Annotated in this window: 10 protein-coding genes; 7 read left to right on the forward strand and 3 right to left on the reverse strand. The window is 44.6% G+C overall.

From position 1 onward, the window contains the following. The first annotated feature begins 1 nt into the window (after position 1). Complete coding sequence (locus DFQ12_RS14945) at positions 2-586, forward strand: Crp/Fnr family transcriptional regulator (protein WP_120259855.1); 585 nt, start codon at positions 2-4, stop codon at positions 584-586. Between the two features lie 26 nt (positions 587-612). Then, positions 613-1,428: a helix-turn-helix domain-containing protein gene (locus DFQ12_RS14950; protein WP_120259856.1), complete on the forward strand. Its 816-nt coding sequence runs from the start codon at positions 613-615 to the stop codon at positions 1,426-1,428. On the opposite strand, the gene DFQ12_RS14955 is transcribed toward DFQ12_RS14950, so the two are convergent. The 3 genes from DFQ12_RS14955 to DFQ12_RS14965 all read right to left on the reverse strand — a co-directional run bounded on the left by DFQ12_RS14955 (position 1,425) and on the right by DFQ12_RS14965 (position 6,320). Further along, a complete protein-coding gene (locus DFQ12_RS14955) occupies positions 1,425-2,552 on the reverse strand; it encodes an MBL fold metallo-hydrolase (protein ID WP_120259857.1) in 1,128 nt (375 codons plus the stop codon). The two genes, DFQ12_RS14950 and DFQ12_RS14955, sit on opposite strands and share 4 nt — an antisense overlap. Before the next feature lie 324 nt (positions 2,553-2,876). Beyond that, complete coding sequence (locus DFQ12_RS14960; protein ID WP_120259858.1) at positions 2,877-4,463, reverse strand: sulfatase; 1,587 nt, start codon at positions 4,461-4,463, stop codon at positions 2,877-2,879. A gap of 24 nt (positions 4,464-4,487) precedes the next feature. Next, on the reverse strand, positions 4,488-6,320 hold the full coding sequence (locus tag DFQ12_RS14965; RefSeq protein ID WP_208642558.1) for an alpha-1,3-galactosidase-related protein: 1,833 nt from the start codon (positions 6,318-6,320) through the stop codon (positions 4,488-4,490). A gap of 316 nt (positions 6,321-6,636) precedes the next feature. On the opposite strand from DFQ12_RS14965, the gene DFQ12_RS14970 reads away from it, so the two are divergent. The 5 genes from DFQ12_RS14970 to DFQ12_RS14990 all read left to right on the forward strand — a co-directional run bounded on the left by DFQ12_RS14970 (position 6,637) and on the right by DFQ12_RS14990 (position 16,519). Next, entirely contained in the window at positions 6,637-9,183 is a 2,547-nt protein-coding gene (locus tag DFQ12_RS14970) for an AfsR/SARP family transcriptional regulator (RefSeq protein ID WP_120259859.1), read from the forward strand. Positions 9,184-9,437: 254 nt separating this feature from the next. Then, the gene (locus DFQ12_RS14975) at positions 9,438-12,635 is read left to right on the forward strand and encodes a SusC/RagA family TonB-linked outer membrane protein (RefSeq protein ID WP_120259860.1); all 3,198 of its coding nucleotides are present in this window, start codon (positions 9,438-9,440) and stop codon (positions 12,633-12,635) included. 18 nt (positions 12,636-12,653) lie between these two features. After that, a complete protein-coding gene (locus DFQ12_RS14980) occupies positions 12,654-14,627 on the forward strand; it encodes a RagB/SusD family nutrient uptake outer membrane protein (RefSeq protein WP_120259861.1) in 1,974 nt (657 codons plus the stop codon). Positions 14,628-14,637: 10 nt separating this feature from the next. Continuing rightward, positions 14,638-15,369, forward strand: coding sequence for a DUF3823 domain-containing protein (locus tag DFQ12_RS14985; protein WP_120259862.1), 732 nt, complete (start codon positions 14,638-14,640; stop codon positions 15,367-15,369). Between the two features lie 169 nt (positions 15,370-15,538). Further along, positions 15,539-16,519 (forward strand): family 43 glycosylhydrolase, encoded by a 981-nt coding sequence (locus tag DFQ12_RS14990; RefSeq protein WP_208642559.1) that lies wholly within the window; start codon positions 15,539-15,541, stop codon positions 16,517-16,519. The last annotated feature ends 65 nt before the right edge of the window (positions 16,520-16,584 follow it).

Below are 16,584 nucleotides of genomic sequence, written 5' to 3' on the forward strand. Positions count from 1 at the left end.
TATGCTATACGAAAATATCCTCAAAAATGTATCAAAGTGTATAACCTTGACAGGTGAGGAAACTGAACGGTTCACCGATCTGTTGACCATACGGAAGGAACCCAAGAAAACGATGCTTCTGCAAGAGGGGGAAATCTGCCAGTTTGAAGGATATCTTCAGAAAGGCTGTGTACGTATTTATTATCTTGACGAAAATGGTTTTGAGGTGACTTTGGCCTTTGCGGTCGAAGATTGGTGGATCAGTGATATCGCTTCTTTCCATTATCATACACCATCGAGCCTGTATATGGAAACATTGGAAGAATGTGAATTTTTGATGCTGACACCGGAGACTAAAGAAAAACTGCTGGATACTGTTCCAAAGTTTGAACGCGTCTTTCGTATGCTAGTACAGCGCCGGCTTGCCGTGCTCCAAAATAGGCTGATCCATACCATGGCCAAACCTGCGGCTGAACGCTATCTTGAATTTATCGACTTATACCCCACGATATCACAACGGGTACCGCAATATTATATCGCGTCTTACCTCGGTGTTTCGCCCGAATTTGTCAGCATCATTCGCAAGCGGCTGGCCGCAAAAAAATAATTGTCAACCTATCAAGAAAAGTGATTATGAGTATCGAAGAAAAAGATTTTGGAAAGGCCTTTTTGTATTCTTGTTACGTAGATAAGGCTTTTGGTCATGAACAGTTTATTCCCGAACATGTGGTGATGTTCCAGCTATCTGGTGAAACACATTTTGACCATGAAAAGGGAAAGCTGGTGACAAAGGAAGGGCAGCTACTGGTTGCCCGAAGAAATCAATTGGCAAAAGCATTCAAATACCCATCGAAAAATACGGCCTATCAGTCTATTGCAATCTTGCTCCACACCGACCGGCTCAAGAAGTATGCGTTGGATCATCAGCTCTCTTCGGATAAAAAGCAATCGACAGATATCAATATCCTTCTGGAAGGTGATGCGTTTATCAAAAGTTATTTTGAGTCGCTGGCACCCTATGCGGAAGCTTCGGATCGAGTCAGCCCGCAAATGGAGACTATCAAAATATACGAATTGATCACTTTACTATTGGAAAGATATCCCTCGTTGAAAAATTTGCTATTTGATTTCTCCGAACCCTTTAAGATTGACTTGGAGGAATTTATGCTAAAAAATTATAAGTATAATGTTCCTTTGGAGAATTTTGCCAAATTATCTGGTCGTAGCCTAGCGAGTTTTAAACGTGATTTTGAAAAAATATTCCGCACCTCACCCCGGAAATGGCTGCAGGAGAAGCGGCTTTCCGAAGCCTACTTTCTGATTGAGAATAAACGAAAAAGACCCGTGGATATTTACCTTGATCTTGGTTTTGAAAACCTCTCTCATTTTTACGCTTCCTTTAAAGAGAAATTCGGAATAACGCCGGCGACAATTAATTCCATTGCTTAATCAGTTTTCCACCAGTAGTTGGTGCTGTCGTGGGGCTCATCCAGATCAACAACTTCACCGATGCGGGGGGTAAGTAGGGGTTGTCGTTGTATGGATGCTTCTTTGGAAATACGCTCTAAGGGTTCGTACCAGGCATGATTGGCAAGGACAAATTTGGAGGAGTGTACGGGTAATAATTTTGCTGCCTGTAAATCTTTTGCCGCCTGTACCACTTCTTCGGGCATCATGTGGATGTATTTCCAACTCAGGTCATATTGTCCATTTTCGAGTATCGCCAAATCAAATGGCCCCAGTTTATCACCTATTTCTTTAAAATGGCTGTCATAACCACTGTCTCCACCTAGGTACAGTTTCCGGCTCGGCGTCTCCAAGACATAGGAGGCCCAAAGTGTATTAGCCGACCAAATGCTGCGACCTGAAAAGTGTCGTGCCGGTGTGATCGTTACATGAAATCCATTTCCTAGATCCACCTGATCCCACCAATCTTTTTCGATAATCTGATCGCTGCGGTAGCCCCAATATTCCAAATGTTCACCCACACCAAGTCCGACGATAATTTTGCCGACTCGGGGTTGCAGTGCTTTGAGTGTTTTATAATCCATATGATCGTAGTGATCATGGGAAATAAATAGGTAATCGATCGCTGGAAGCGCATCCGCTGTTGTTACATCAGCGCCTGCAAAGGCTTTGCCACTGCCCGGTATGGGCGATATGCCGCCGCTAAGTACTGGATCGACAAGGATAGTTTTCCCGTCTGTGCGCAACAGGTAAGAGGAGTGCCCCAGCCAGACCAAACCATGGGATTTGGTAAAAAGATTGTCCCAATCGACAGGGACAGAAGGGATCTTATGTTTGGGACTGGTCTCAGCTGATCTTTTGAAAAAGTAATCGGAAAGGGCTACCGTCCAGCTTTGTGTCAGCTGTGGTGTTGGGCTGTTGTTGCGAAATTTTCCATCCTTGAATTGCTTCGATTGTTGGATACGTTTAAGTCTTTCACCTGAGGGTCTCTTGCCAAATTGGGGATGCATCATATAGCTAGTGATTAAGCCGATGAGAACAACAAGCGTTAGGGCTGACCATTTCAAAAATCGGAAGAAGCCTGTGGCTTTGTGCTTTGTTTTCATCTTTACTTGTTTTACAATACAAAAATAGGTAGCCGAACCATCTATTGTTTTTGTGTAAAGCTCAATTTTTATGTTCTGTATGGCTCACCCACCGTATGGGTATCTTATGTTGTTCGAGATAAATTCACTGTAGATCTATTCTGCTGGTTACAGAAGCTGACTAACTAGAGGTAGTGGGTTTTTCTGGCTACCCAGTATCTTTATCCCTGGTAACGATGTATCCGTTTTATAAGGTTTAAAATAAAAGCCTTTGCGATCTGATCGCAAAGGCTTTGTATTAAAAGTTGATGCCAACTTAAAAAACTATTTTGTTGATAATAAATGCTATCGGTCAACAGATTTGAGCTGATCGGGATAGGGGATCTGTTGTCCCGTAGTTTTGTAGTTCGGCAACTGGGCTTTCCATGTCCGCAGCTGATCAGAAAGTAGTTTGCTGAGCTCGCTAGTTTTCCCTTTCATTTTGGGAGCAAGGTTATTCAGTTCACCGATATCCTCCCGCAGGTTATAGAGTTCCAATTTCCCCTGTTTCATGTCGTAAAGTAACTTATAGTCACCTTGGCGTACAGCGGAGAAGAAATTGATACCTGGACCATCGGGAACAGTCCATTTATTGGGGACATTCCAGATAAGGGGGCGACTATTCCAACTTTCGTCGTTCTTTCCCGTTAGCAGACTTGTCAGATCCTTGCCATCTGGTTCTTGCTGTACAAGTTGATACGCTTTTACTTTTGCCATTTGGAGGATAGTCGGAAATAGATCTTCGACCATGACCGGTGTTGAAGTGCTGCTTCCGCTATGTCCGCTGGCCTGTTTAATCAGCAGTGGAATACGGATGCCGCCTTCATAAAGAGAGCCTTTACCGGCCTTCAGTGGTAGATTTTGAGTATGGGGAGCGCCAGAACGTGGTGGGCTAAGGCTGAGCCCGCCATTATCACTCAAAAAGATAATCACTGTATTATCGTATATACCTTTGTCTTTTAAAAACTGAATAATATCACCCATACTTTTGTCATAGCCTTCCACTAAAGAGGCGTAGGCAGCTTCGGTAGAATCCAGACCACGGTCAAGGTATCGCTGTACAAACCGCGGATCGGGTTGAATCGGGACATGGACAGCATAGTTGGAGAAATGAAGGAAAAAGGGTTCTTTGCGGCGAATAGGTTCGGCAAGTGCTTTCAAGGCTTCCTGCGTCAACGCCTCGGTCAGAAAGGTGGAGGAGCCATGATATTCCATCAGGTCAGGTACAGCCTGGTAACTGGTTTTGCCTGGAAGATTCCCGTAGTTTTGCTCTCCATAGTAGCTTTGTGGATGCCCGGCTGAATGGCCCGCTACGTTGACCATAAAACCTAGATTGAGCGGACTGGCACCCGGAGTGCCAGCTGATCCCCAGTGGGCTTTACCGATATGGATCGTATAATAGCCGTTGGCCTTGAGAATACTTGGAAATGGTGTAGCATAGACCGTGTGAGGAATATTGGGTACGGGGCTTAACCCATTGATATTCCAGTCCGGTGGATTCAGCAACTCATCCTTACTATCTGTGGGTGTATTGGCTTTGGGATTCGTCCAGTTTGTGACCCGGTGATGTGCAGCATTTAAACCTGTGAGAAAGCTCACCCGTGAAGGTGTACACACAGGCGTGGCATAAGCATTGGTAAACTTGACGGCATCTTTGGCCAGTGATTCGATATGTGGCGTATGAAACTTCTCGTTAATAGCTGTTTTGGTGGTATAAAATGGTTCGGACATATCCTGCCAACCCAGATCATCGACAAAGAATACCACAATATTAGGGCGTTCGGTTGCTTGGCGTTCCTGCCTGCGATTGAAACTCTGGGCAAAGGCCCCTGATCCTATGCTGCTGCATAACAGCGATAAAATCAGTAATCTATAGTTTTTGAAGGATAACATAGAGATAAATGGTTTGCTATTGATCTAATTTGTTAACTCACTTTTCTTGCCATCAATGGTATTGTTCGAAATCTCACTGTGTGCAACACGCTCGAAGAATACACTTTTTTTGTTCCAATGGAAGGCTGGATAAGCCGTATTTGTCTTGATTCGATTGCCGCGAAAAACAAGACCGTCAACAGATTTCGCATAAAGTATGGGCTTATCAAAGGTCTCAAAGAGATTGTCTTCAATGATAATACCGCTATGAAAATACTTCTGTTGATTTTTAAGGTCCGGAATTTCAGGATAGATTGAGATAATAGCATTGGTAAACTGGAACATATTGGTCAGGGCATTGATAAATGTATTGTGTCTGATCACAATGTCATGACAGCTGCCCGTTTCATACCAGCCGTTGGCGTCGCCACAGAGCAGGATCGCGGTGCCAGAGGTATGGTCAAAGAGGTTTCTTTCGACAAGTGTTTTTCTCGGCGTGCTGAACAATGCACCACGTGCACGATTGTGACGAATGGTATTGCCACTGAAAACTACACGTGGCGTCCAGCTTAGATTTTCAATACCCATCGCTGTTGTCGCTGGGTCTATTACAGGATCAAGGGCCTGTTTAAACGTAATCTTAAATTCACGGATCGGATCATCTGCTTTATCCCGTAAGATCTGAATGGATTGAATCTGGTTTTTCTGATCCCAAAGTTCCATAGTACCTGACTGGATAAATTGGACGGTATCACCAGCATTGCCCCAATCGAATCCGTAGGATTGGTCGTGCATATAACGGCCGACCAGTGTTTTATCATCCAGACGCTTGGTGATTTTCAGGTAAGTACCATGGATGTTGATTGCGTCGTCCATCATATTTTCATACAGCCCATTTTTGGAGACGATGACGCCTTTACAGCCTGAAAAATGGGTCGCATCGGCCTGCGCGGTAAAATACCGGGGATCTTGATCACCGCGTAGTGCCACTTGAAATCTGTCGAGGCTGATGTTTTCGGTGAGCTGGGCCAATAAGCCCATGCCTTCCGCATAATGCACGCTGATATTTTCAAGTCGAATATCTTTTCCTTTATGGACAAAAACACCGGGGCTGGGACGATGCCACGAACGCATAGCCACGACGGTGCCCGGAATAAGCTTTGGGTTTTTCCATTGCTCAGCTTGGATAACACCCGGCGAAAGCTCGGTTACTTTTTTTGTTCCTACCCCAATATCGCTGGTATTGTAAACAATGCGTTTGGTTTTTTCCTCAAAGGCGATTCCGGATGTTGGGCGCATGGCCCAACCTTCGCCGGTATTGTAAAATACACTGTCTTTGATTGTATAGGTCACCCAGGGAGCTGTTTTGTAAACGATCGTACCATTGATTGTGTCATTCTTCAGGATCTGGACCTGGCAGATCTGCGGACGTTCAAAATCGATGTGGATATTTTTAAGGGTCAGGTTTTTATTTTCGATTAAGGCAATCGGTAACATCCGACCATGGTAAATGAAATCGGAGCCTTGGCCATCGACTGTGAGGTTGTTGCATTGTTCAAATGCAATCCCTACTGTCTTGGGGTTGTCCTGATCGTGGTTGGAAATATAGTATGTTCTTGATAATGCTCCCTCAGGATAAAAGTCGTAGCGTCCCTTTCTGAATTTTAAAACAAGACTTTGTTTTTTATCGGTCTTCCCGAGAATTGTCTGAAGGACTTTATTGATTGCTGCGGAGCTGTTGGTCCCGGTGTTGGGAAGGATACCATAGTCGGAAAGATAAACGACCTTGGGGACTTGTGAAGCTATACTGTTTAGGTAAAAGCATGTTGCCAGTAAAATAATCAGTGTTGATCGGATCCAGCAGGTTGGTATTTTCATATTGATTGTTGGTTTATGCGCTATTGTAGCCCATTGGATGAATGCTTGCCGAATATAGGTATTATCCCTTAACATCCCAATTCTACTCCGGTCCGTAGCGATATTTTTACCCGAATGGAAGCAACACAGGTAACCATCATATGTCGTTGTTGGTAGCGAAAAATAGGTTGTTTTGACGAGCTGTTAATAGTTGGATAAATGTTCTGTTTCTATCTAAAATTTTATATTTTTGAGATCAGGCTAAATCTAAATTGTGAAGGGATTATCGAACCGTTTTTTGCTGTGCTTTTTGTTTTTGCTGATCTGCAGGATTGGAATGGCACAGTATGGATTGGAATTTGCCAGCCACAATAAAGAAGCTGACAAACGTACGAGCCTACTGATTGGTGCTCGGGAGTCACTGTCTTTTGAGCATAAACTCTCCATCGCTTTTGACCTGTCTTTTCTCCCCTTTCAACAGGATTATTTTGGTTATATCTTTCGGCTTATCACGGAGGATGGTGTCAATATTGACCTGATGTACGACCGGCGCCCTGATCAGGACAAACATTTCAAGCTGGTGGTAGGGGAGGATTTTACACCAGTATCTTTTAATATTCCGCCTACCCAACTGTATTACCATTGGACGCCAATGCGTCTGGAACTCGATGCAGACAGAAGGCAAGTCTATTTTGTGTGTGCTGGAAAACGGTATAGTTACAGCTTGAACAAAAATTTAGGCACACGATTCAAACTTATATTCGGGGCAAATGCCATCAAAAATTTTCAGACCATGGATGTACCGCCCATGCGACTGAAAGATATTAAAATCGAAGATAACGGCCGTTTGAAATTCCATTGGCCATTGGATGAAGTTGTGGGAAACAAGAGTTCGGATCTGCTGCGTAAGAGTAAGGCGGAAACCGTTAATCCCATTTGGATCAAACAACAACGCAGCGAATGGAAATTGCAGTCTACATTTACGCTTGAAGGACAGGCAAGCGTGGCCTTCGACCAGACTGAAGAAACCTTGTTTTTTGTTGGCAACAAACGTATTGTGATCGGTAAAATCGGTGGAACTGACTTGCGTACGCAGGAATATACTAATGGAAAGCTCTTGCTTGTCAATGGCAGCCAGTCTTTATTTGATCCCCTACAGAAAAAAGTTCTCAATATTTCCATCGATCAGAAGATTGTTTCGGTATATGATTCAATCGCCCGTACCTGGACAAAACAATTTGATTTCCCTGCTGTGGGGACACACTATTGGTTGTTCAATAAATATTTCAGTCGCTCGGATACCAGTATTTATATGATTGGCGGCTACGGTCATTTTACCTATAAATCGAGTGTGTTACGCTACCATATTCCCAGTCAGTCCTGGGATAGTATCCCTTTTACCGGTGATGAGATCTTCCCTCATTACCTGGCTGGAATGGGACAGGGCAAAGACGGGGTGTATCTCGCCGGAGGTTATGGCAGTTCCACGGGTGACCAGATGTTGAGCCCACGTGTGTCTACAGATTTTCTAAGACTTGATTTTCAACGAAGGAAAGCCTTTAAAATCCATGAGTTTTCAGCGCAGTTTGCCGAAATGGTTTGGGCAAACAGTCTGGTTATTGATGATAACCGCAAGGCCTTTTATGGATTGATTTTTCCTAATAATAAATTCAAAAGCCAACTCCAATTGGTGGAAGGTAAGTTAAAGGGAACTGAAACCCAATTTTTGGGAAACCCGATTCCTTTTGATTTTCATGATATTCGTTCTTTCGCTGATCTGTATTATGCGCCGAAGTCTAAATCCTTTGTTGCCATTACGCTATTCTATGATGATAAAACCGATCTGACAAAAGCATCGATTTATACCCTGATGGGACCACCTTTGGCAGCAGGGCAGGGGATGAATACTGTGGTAAATCCATTGACATTACGCTATATTTTGTCTGGTGGCTTGCTTGTTATTGTCCTGCTGATCGGATGGTGGCTTTATCAAAAAAAACGAGCAAGGGCAAGACTGTCCGCTCCGCAAATAACTGTCGATAAGGCTGTAGGTTCTCAGACAGCTATTCAAGAGCAGCAGGAACAGGCAATCCAGCAACAGGAACAAGATCGTGATCAACAGCACAAGGTGAAGGCATTCGCTGCAGACACAATGCCACAACATACGGCTGGCATTTATCTTTTCGGCGGCGACATACAGATTGTAGATGGACATGGAAAGGAGATTACCAAAAAGTTTTCACCGCTATTGAAAGAGCTGCTGCTTATCTTCATTATCTATACCGTACGCTGGGAAAGAGGGATCAGTTCTGAAAAATTGACTGAACTCTTTTGGTCTGACAAAACACAGTCAAGTGCACGAAACAATAGATCCGTAAATATTGCCAAGCTCAATAGCTTGCTGGAGCAGCTGGGGGATTTTAGGGTAACCAAAAAGAGTGGTTATTGGTGCATTGAAACAGTCGATAAAATATATATAGACTACCTACGTTTCAATCGACTGGTATCAAATAGGAAAAGTTTTACCGAAGCAGAAATTCGAGAGCTGCTGCATATTATTGATAAAGGCGGTTTCCTCTTCGAAGTGGACTACGAATGGCTCGACCATTTCAAAAGTGAGATGTCCATCCAAGTGTTGACGACCCTCGGCAATTTTATTGAAAGTCTTCTGGTCACCGAAAATGCTGAATTGATCATCGAGATCTGTAATAAAATATTCTATTTTGACGAGATCAATGCCGAGGCAATGGTTTATAAATGCCGTTCCTTGCTGCAGCTTGGGTACCACAGCTTGGCCCTGCAGTGTTATGAAAATTTTTGCCAGGTCTATCAGCGATTATATGGTGAAGCTTACCCAAAGAGCTTCAAGGATAGCCTGGAATAAAAAAATATTAATATTTTAATGTGTTGATATACAGTTGCTAATGAGCGTTTGTGAGCTTTATTAATATTCTGTTAATCATCTGTTATACCCTGCTCCAATATATTCGTTTTCGTACTTAATAACCAATCCAATGAAAGCGAAAAAAAACTCTGCATTCTTCTTACAGGAATAATGGCTATGGACAGCTTGAGATAGGCATGCCCATTACGTCGAATAAACCTTTATAGCATTTAATAACCAATTTAAAACAATTTATGAAAACAAACTTCATTTTTAATGAAAGACCTTTGCCGTGGCACAAAGTCGGTAAGTATCCCCGACAATGGGCTTTGTCCTCGCTGTTGTTGCTGGCGCCGCTTGCTACGCTTGCGCAGCAACAGCAGATAGAAGGTAAAGTGCAAGCCCGCAATGACAAACCGATTGCTGGTGCCTCAATTACCGATCTCAGGACGGGACAGACAACTTCTTCAGATAGTAAAGGCCACTTTACAATAAATGCCATGCCTGGCGATAGGCTGCAGATCACGTATGTGGGCTATCAGAAAACTGAAATGATCGTCGGGCAACAACGGCTCATGGATGTACTGCTCAACGAAGACAATACCAGCTTGGAAGAAGTCGTGGTGGTGGGCTATGGTACGCAAAAGAAAGCCTCATTGACCGGGGCTATTTCTTCGGTCAATAATAAGGAAATTGCGGTAACCAAAAATGAAAATGTGGTTAATATGCTTGCCGGAAAGCTTCCGGGTGTACGTATCAGCCAACAATCGAGTCAGCCTGGGTCCTTTGAATCGAATATCGATATCCGTGGCATGGGCGAACCACTCATAGTGGTGGATGGTATTCCCCGTGACAAAGACTACTTATCCCGTATGGATGCCAATGAGATTGAAAGTGTGTCGGTGCTCAAAGATGCTTCGGCGGCAGTATATGGGGTACGTTCGGCAAATGGGGTGCTCCTGGTTACCACCCGAAGGGGGAGCAGTGCAGATGGAAACTTCGAAATAAATTATTCTTACAATCGCGGTTGGCAGAAGTTTTTATATGTCCCCAATACAGTGGATGCACTGGCTTATATGCAGCTTAAAAACGAACAGATAGGCCGTGATTTTAATAGCAATTATCCGGTTAAGATGCCCAATATCTTTGGCGAAACGGACTTCGAAGCATACCGCAGCGGTGCAAAAAAGACATCCAATTATGTCGATGCCGCTTTTGATAAAGTATCGCCCCAGTATCAGCACAATTTGTCCATCAATGGTGGTGGTAAGAAAGTGAACTACTTTTTCAACTTGGGGCATATGGATCAGATGGGGGCCTACAAAAGTAAAAGCCTGAATTACAACCGCTGGAATTTTAGATCAAATATTGATGCGCAGATTACCGACCGCCTCCGGGCTTCGCTCGATCTTGGTGGCTATGCGGATGAAACAAACCAGCCGCGCACGGATATCTGGGCGGTCTATAAGCAGGCCTGGCGGCAGCGTCCAATCGTGCCCATTTACGTCAACGATAACCTGCTCTATCCCAATTTTGAGATGATAGACAATGAAAATCCGGTCGTTGTGACGGACTCGAAACAGACGGGGTACCGCAAATTTCTGCGAAAACAGTTCAATGGTATTATTGCGCTCGACTATAAAGTACCTTTTGTGGAGGGATTGAATGCCAAGGCAACCTATAACTACGATTTTAAATATAGTGATAATACGGATTATAAAAAGTCGTACTTCCTCTATAGCTATACACCACCGGTCTACGATGGGAATGGCCAGATCATTACACCCGAAAAGTATAATGCACATGAAAAGAATGCGCCTACAACAGTACGTCGAAGTGCCTATCCGGACACACATTCCTTAATGCAGTTTTCCCTGAATTATAACCGTCGTTTTGCGGATAAGCATCAGGTATCCGGCTTACTTTTATTTGTTGAAGAATATAATAAGTGGGATAGCTTCTACGCACAACGGGAGATTATGGTCAATTCCGAATACCTTTTTGCCGGGGAAGACAAAAACCAATTGGCCAATATGGAGGGAATCGGGGAGCGAACCGCAAGGGGGCTCGTGGGCAAATTCAATTACGATTACTCGGGCAAATACCTCGCGGAATTCAGCTTTCGCTACGACGGGTCCTCTAAGTTTCCGAAAGAATCCCGCTGGGGATTTTTTCCTGCCGCTTCCTTGGGCTGGCGGATCAGTGAGGAGTCTTTTATTAAAGACAACTATAAATTTATCAATAACTTAAAAATCAGGGCTTCCTATGGTAAGCTGGGAGATGACCGTTCGGCAGGAAATTATCCATCGACTATCGTGGGGTACGCACTAGAACCCAATGAAACAGGTTGGATTTTTGGCGGTAATCTTGTCAATGGTGCATTGCCGACCGCGATCCCCAATCCAAACTTAACTTGGTATACTTCCAAAACAGCTGATCTGGGCTTGGATCTTGATCTCTGGAACGGAAAACTGGGGATGGTATTTGATTATTTTAACCGTAGTCGTACAGGATTATTGGCGACGAGCCTGGATCTTATTCCGGGGACAGTAGGGGCAAATCTTCCGCAGGAAAATCTGGAAAGCGATCGGACCTTTGGTTACGAACTATCCTTGACCCATCGTAATAAAATAAATGATTTCCAGTATTTTGTGAATGCACAGGTTTCATCAACAAAAAATCAGTTTGTGGACCGTGTCGAATCCAAGGCCGGAAATTCATACGATAACTGGCGCAATCGTAATTCCAACCGTTATAAAGACATCTGGTGGGGGAAAGAATATGCAGGCCAATTTGGGTCCTATGAACAGATCTATAGTCACCCGACTATGGTCAGCAGTGGTACACTCCCTGGTGATTACTATTATCAGGACTGGAATGGTGATGGGCTGATCAATGATGCGGATAACCATCCCATTGCAACTTACAATATGCCTTTGATCAATTATGGGCTTAGTATTGGCGGCTCATGGCGCGGTTTTGACCTGGCCATGAACTTTCAGGGGGCAGCGAAAGTATACGTCCAATATAGCGAGGTGCTGGCCGGACCGCTCCAGTTTGACGGTGGCGCATTGACGCAATTTTTGGATCGTTGGCGTCCAGCAACAGCTGGAGCAGATCTTTTTAATCCAAGTACACAGTGGATCCAGGGATACTACCCATCGACAGGCTCAGCGATGGCCGAAGGAACCCGTGCGGTACAAAATGCATCGTACCTGCGGTTGAAAACATTGGAATTCGGGTATTCCGTACCCAAGGAGTGGCTCAAAATACTTAAAATCAAGAACCTTCGGATCTATGCCAGTGCCTATAATTTGCTGACCTGGACAGGGTTGAAATATACCGATCCTGAGCATCCCGGATCTGCTGGCGGCTCATCATCTGGCGACATTGATGTGTACAAATACCCGATCAATAAAACGTATAACCTGGGCGCATCCATTAAATTTTAATTTCAAAACGTACAAAACATGAAAAAATCAATCACGATGGCAATCATTGGCCTTTTCCTGTGTTCGGGGATGCAATCCTGTAAAAAAATGGACCTAGATCCGCTTGGGGTACTGGGTGAGGATGCTCTTTTTGGAAACGAGGCTGGTGCACGTAAATACGTGGCCGGAATGTATAGCTACTTACCCATAGAAGACTTTGTCTATCATCCGGAACGTGGATTTAGATGGGATAACTATTGGCAGAATTCGGAAACACTGGCTGCTATGAGCGGCGAGATGACGGGGCAATTTTGGGGCGTAGCGGGTGCGCAGGGCTTTGGATACTGGCCTTACGACCGCATACGGAATGTTAATACCTTGATCGCCGGTCTGCCCAAATATAAAGCGAATTATACGGAGCCTGGATATAACCAAATTTTGGGCGAAGCCTATTTTCTGCGAGCTTTCTATTACTTTGCCTTAGTCAAGCGATACGGTGGAATACCGATTATCACCGAGGTACAGGATCCTACAGGCGATAAAGAACAGTTGCAGGTAAAAAGAAGCAAGGAATCTGAGGTATACCGTTTTATTTATCAAGATTTGCAGCAGGCAATGACATTGATGGCCGCAACGAGTGAACGGGGGCGAGCCAACAAGTATGTTGCGGCGGCATTATGTTCCCGCGCGATGCTCTATGCCGGCAGTATTGCCAAATACAGTGGGTATAGCAATCTGGCCGGAGATGCGACAGACAAAGAGCTGGTCGGTATAAAAAGGGAGGAAGCCGAATGGTTTTTTAAACAGGCCTACGATGCCGCAACACTTGTGCTGACCGGACCTTATAGCTTGTACAATAAGAACGCTCAAGACAAGGAACTCAACTATGTCAACCTATTTTTGGATCTGGATAGTCCCGAAGATATTCTTATCAAAGAATACAGCCTCACTGCACCGCACAACAATCGGCTTAAGCACAGCTATGATGCCACGCATTTACCCAATCCGACTTTTTCGAGTGACAATGAGTCTGCGGCATACCCCGTATTGAATATTGTGGAACTCTTTGGTGAGCTGCCCATCACAGATGCGACAGGTAAACCCATTCGTTACTCTGACAGGAAACAACTTTATTCGGAGCTCGAACCACGGCAGCGGGCTACTTTTTACTTTTCGGGAATGGAATTGCGCGAGGGGGCCGAGCGCCGTGCTTTTGACATTCAGCGTGGACTCTATAAAACTTTTCCGGGAAAGGCCGCCGATGCACAGATGGGCTCGGGAACCGCAGCGATCAACAGCGAGTCAAACCGGATCCTCGCCGGACCCAAAAATAGCCTGTTCGATTTCAATGGCACCAAGATCAATATCACTGGCGAGCACGGTATGTGGAAAGATGGGCATGCCAACAACACCCGCACAGGCTTTTATATCCGTAAATACATCAATTATAAAATGTCAACCAAGGATGTTAAGCTATACAACAGTACACAGCCCTGGAAAATATTCCGGCTGGCCGAAATTATGCTGAACAAGGCCGAAGCTGCCTACGAACTAGGTCTGATCAAAAACGATGAAACACTCAAACAGGAAGCTTTTCAGTATATCGCCCAAATTCGGGACCGTGCCGGAGCAAAGCCTTATCACTACAATAGTGCCGCGGCTAACCTATCGGGCAAATATGGATATCCTCTGGACGGTAATCTCCAGTTTATCCGTGAGGAACGTGAGCGTGAACTTTGTTTTGAAAATCACCATTGGTGGGATATTCGTAGGTGGCGTATCGCCGATGTGGAGCTCAACAACTTTGTGCCCAATTCACTCATGCCTTACCTTGTGCTGGATGAACTGAAGTATGCACCCAATGGTGAACGCATCAACTCCTTTATCTTTATCCGTGAAAAGGAGCCTTGGAACAAAACCTTCAACTTTGAGAAGAAATGGTATTATGAACCTATTCCGGGCGGGGAATTGAATAAAAACCCCAATCTATATCCGCAGAACCCCATTTATTAAATGAACGACAATGAGAACGCTATTTTTATATACAGCTTTGGCAGGCCTATTTTTTTTGAATGCCTGTGCAAAAACAGATAACTACGATGGCCCCAATGCTAGCATGCAGGGTCAGGTGATGGATAAGGTGACCAAAAAGCCGTTGCTGACAGGCCAGGGCGAATTTAGCATCCGCCTGCTGGAAACCAGCTGGAGCGACAATCCGGCGCCACAGGATCTTGCCGTCAGGCAAGATGGCTCATACAGCAACAGCAAACTTTTTCAGGCTACCTACACGCTGCAACCCTACGGTGGACCCTTTTGGCCTGCTGAAAAAATCGAAGGCTTTCAATTGGGGGCCTCTGCCGAACAGAATTTTGAGGTGACACCTTACTTACAGATTAAAAATGTGAAATGGACCTTGAAAGCTGAAAATAAATTGGATGTATCCTGCTCACTGACGGCTCCGGTTACGGCTGGGTTGCCGCAGGTCATCGAAGTACGCCCATTCCTGAGTTTGACACCTTACTGTGGCGCGGGAAATCGGATTGATGCTTATTACAAAGATGAATACCGGACATTGATCAATAAAAACTGGTCCGAGATCGGTGATATGCAGACCGGAGAAGGTACGGAAACATATACCATCAACGACCTGCCACTTAAATCGGGATACACCTATTATGTCAGAATGGGGGCAAAAGTTCGTGACACGTACGAGAAATTTAACTATTCGGAGATCGAAGTGATCAAGGTCCCTTAATAGCAGCTGATGATCATCGCTGCGATATCCAGGTAAAGTTCCTCCGTGGGGAGGAGCGTTTACTTGATAAGAGGTCAACGCGGATAGCCGATCAAAATTGCTATTGAACAGGCTGTTTCAGCAGGAATGATTTCATGATAAAACAATTAGTGAACAAAATAATATGAAGATGAATAAATTAATCAAAGCCGGTTCCAGATGCCTATTGGGCATGTCATTACTTTTTACCGCGCATCTGAAGGCGCAGGAGAATCCTTTTATCAAGCATATGTATACCGCAGATCCTTCCGCACGGGTTTGGGCGGATGGTCGCCTGTATGTCTATGCATCCCATGATATTGCCCCACCACAGGGTTGTGATCTGATGGATCAATACCACGTTTTTTCAACTGCCGATATGAAGACCTGGACCGACCATGGTGAAATATTACGTGCGTCGCAAGTACCTTGGGGTAGGAAAGAAGGCGGATTTATGTGGGCTCCGGACTGTGTTTTTCGCAATGGGACCTACTATTTTTATTTCCCGCATCCCAGTGGTACCGAATGGAACAAAACCTGGAAGATTGGGGTTGCCACCAGCAAGTCGCCCGCAAAAGATTTTGTCGTCCAGGGGTATGTGACCGGAGCAGATGCCTTAATTGATCCACATGTGTTCATTGATGACGACGGTCAGGCATATTTCTATCAAGGTGGGGGCGGTGTGTGCAAAGCGGGCAAGCTCAAAGATAACATGATGGAAGTGGATGGTCAGCTGCAAAAAATGGAAGGACTGGAAGACTTCCATGAAGCTTCCTGGATACATAAGTATAAGGGGAAATATTATCTTTCCTATTCCGACAACCACGATGATAACCAGAAAGATGGTGTCAAAGGTGACAATCGCATGCGCTATGCGATTGGCGATAGTCCGCTGGGCCCATGGAAATCGATGGGGATTTATATGGAGCCGACAAACAGCTATACTAACCATGGCTCGATCGTTAAGTTTAAAGACAAGTGGTATGCCTTTTATCATAATAGTGAACTTTCGCAAAAAAACGGTGAGTTCAATGATTGGCTGCGTTCGATCTGCGTAGACCGCCTGGAGTATAATGCTGACGGTAGCATTAAAAAAGTAAAGCAGACCGGACTTTTAACAGGGCCCAAATAATGGAAGCTGAGACAATAAATGTGATCAAAAAAAATTAACTTTAAGGGCGAAACAAATGTTTTGCC

This window comes from Sphingobacterium detergens (assembly GCF_003610355.1).
GTDB classification, from domain to species: Bacteria; Bacteroidota; Bacteroidia; order Sphingobacteriales; family Sphingobacteriaceae; genus Sphingobacterium; species Sphingobacterium detergens.

Bases quoted from the DNA above. Each gene is read 5' to 3' on its own strand.
- DFQ12_RS14945 (WP_120259855.1), top strand. From the start codon at position 2: ATGCTATACGAAAATATCCTCAAAAATGTATCAAAGTGTATAACCTTG.
- DFQ12_RS14950 (WP_120259856.1), top strand. From the start codon at position 613: ATGAGTATCGAAGAAAAAGATTTTGGAAAGGCCTTTTTGTATTCTTGT.
- DFQ12_RS14955 (WP_120259857.1), bottom strand. From the start codon at position 2,552: ATGAAAACAAAGCACAAAGCCACAGGCTTCTTCCGATTTTTGAAATGG.
- DFQ12_RS14960 (WP_120259858.1), bottom strand. From the start codon at position 4,463: ATGTTATCCTTCAAAAACTATAGATTACTGATTTTATCGCTGTTATGC.
- DFQ12_RS14965 (WP_208642558.1), bottom strand. From the start codon at position 6,320: ATGAAAATACCAACCTGCTGGATCCGATCAACACTGATTATTTTACTG.
- DFQ12_RS14970 (WP_120259859.1), top strand. From the start codon at position 6,637: ATGGCACAGTATGGATTGGAATTTGCCAGCCACAATAAAGAAGCTGAC.
- DFQ12_RS14975 (WP_120259860.1), top strand. From the start codon at position 9,438: ATGAAAACAAACTTCATTTTTAATGAAAGACCTTTGCCGTGGCACAAA.
- DFQ12_RS14980 (WP_120259861.1), top strand. From the start codon at position 12,654: ATGAAAAAATCAATCACGATGGCAATCATTGGCCTTTTCCTGTGTTCG.
- DFQ12_RS14985 (WP_120259862.1), top strand. From the start codon at position 14,638: ATGAGAACGCTATTTTTATATACAGCTTTGGCAGGCCTATTTTTTTTG.
- DFQ12_RS14990 (WP_208642559.1), top strand. From the start codon at position 15,539: ATGAATAAATTAATCAAAGCCGGTTCCAGATGCCTATTGGGCATGTCA.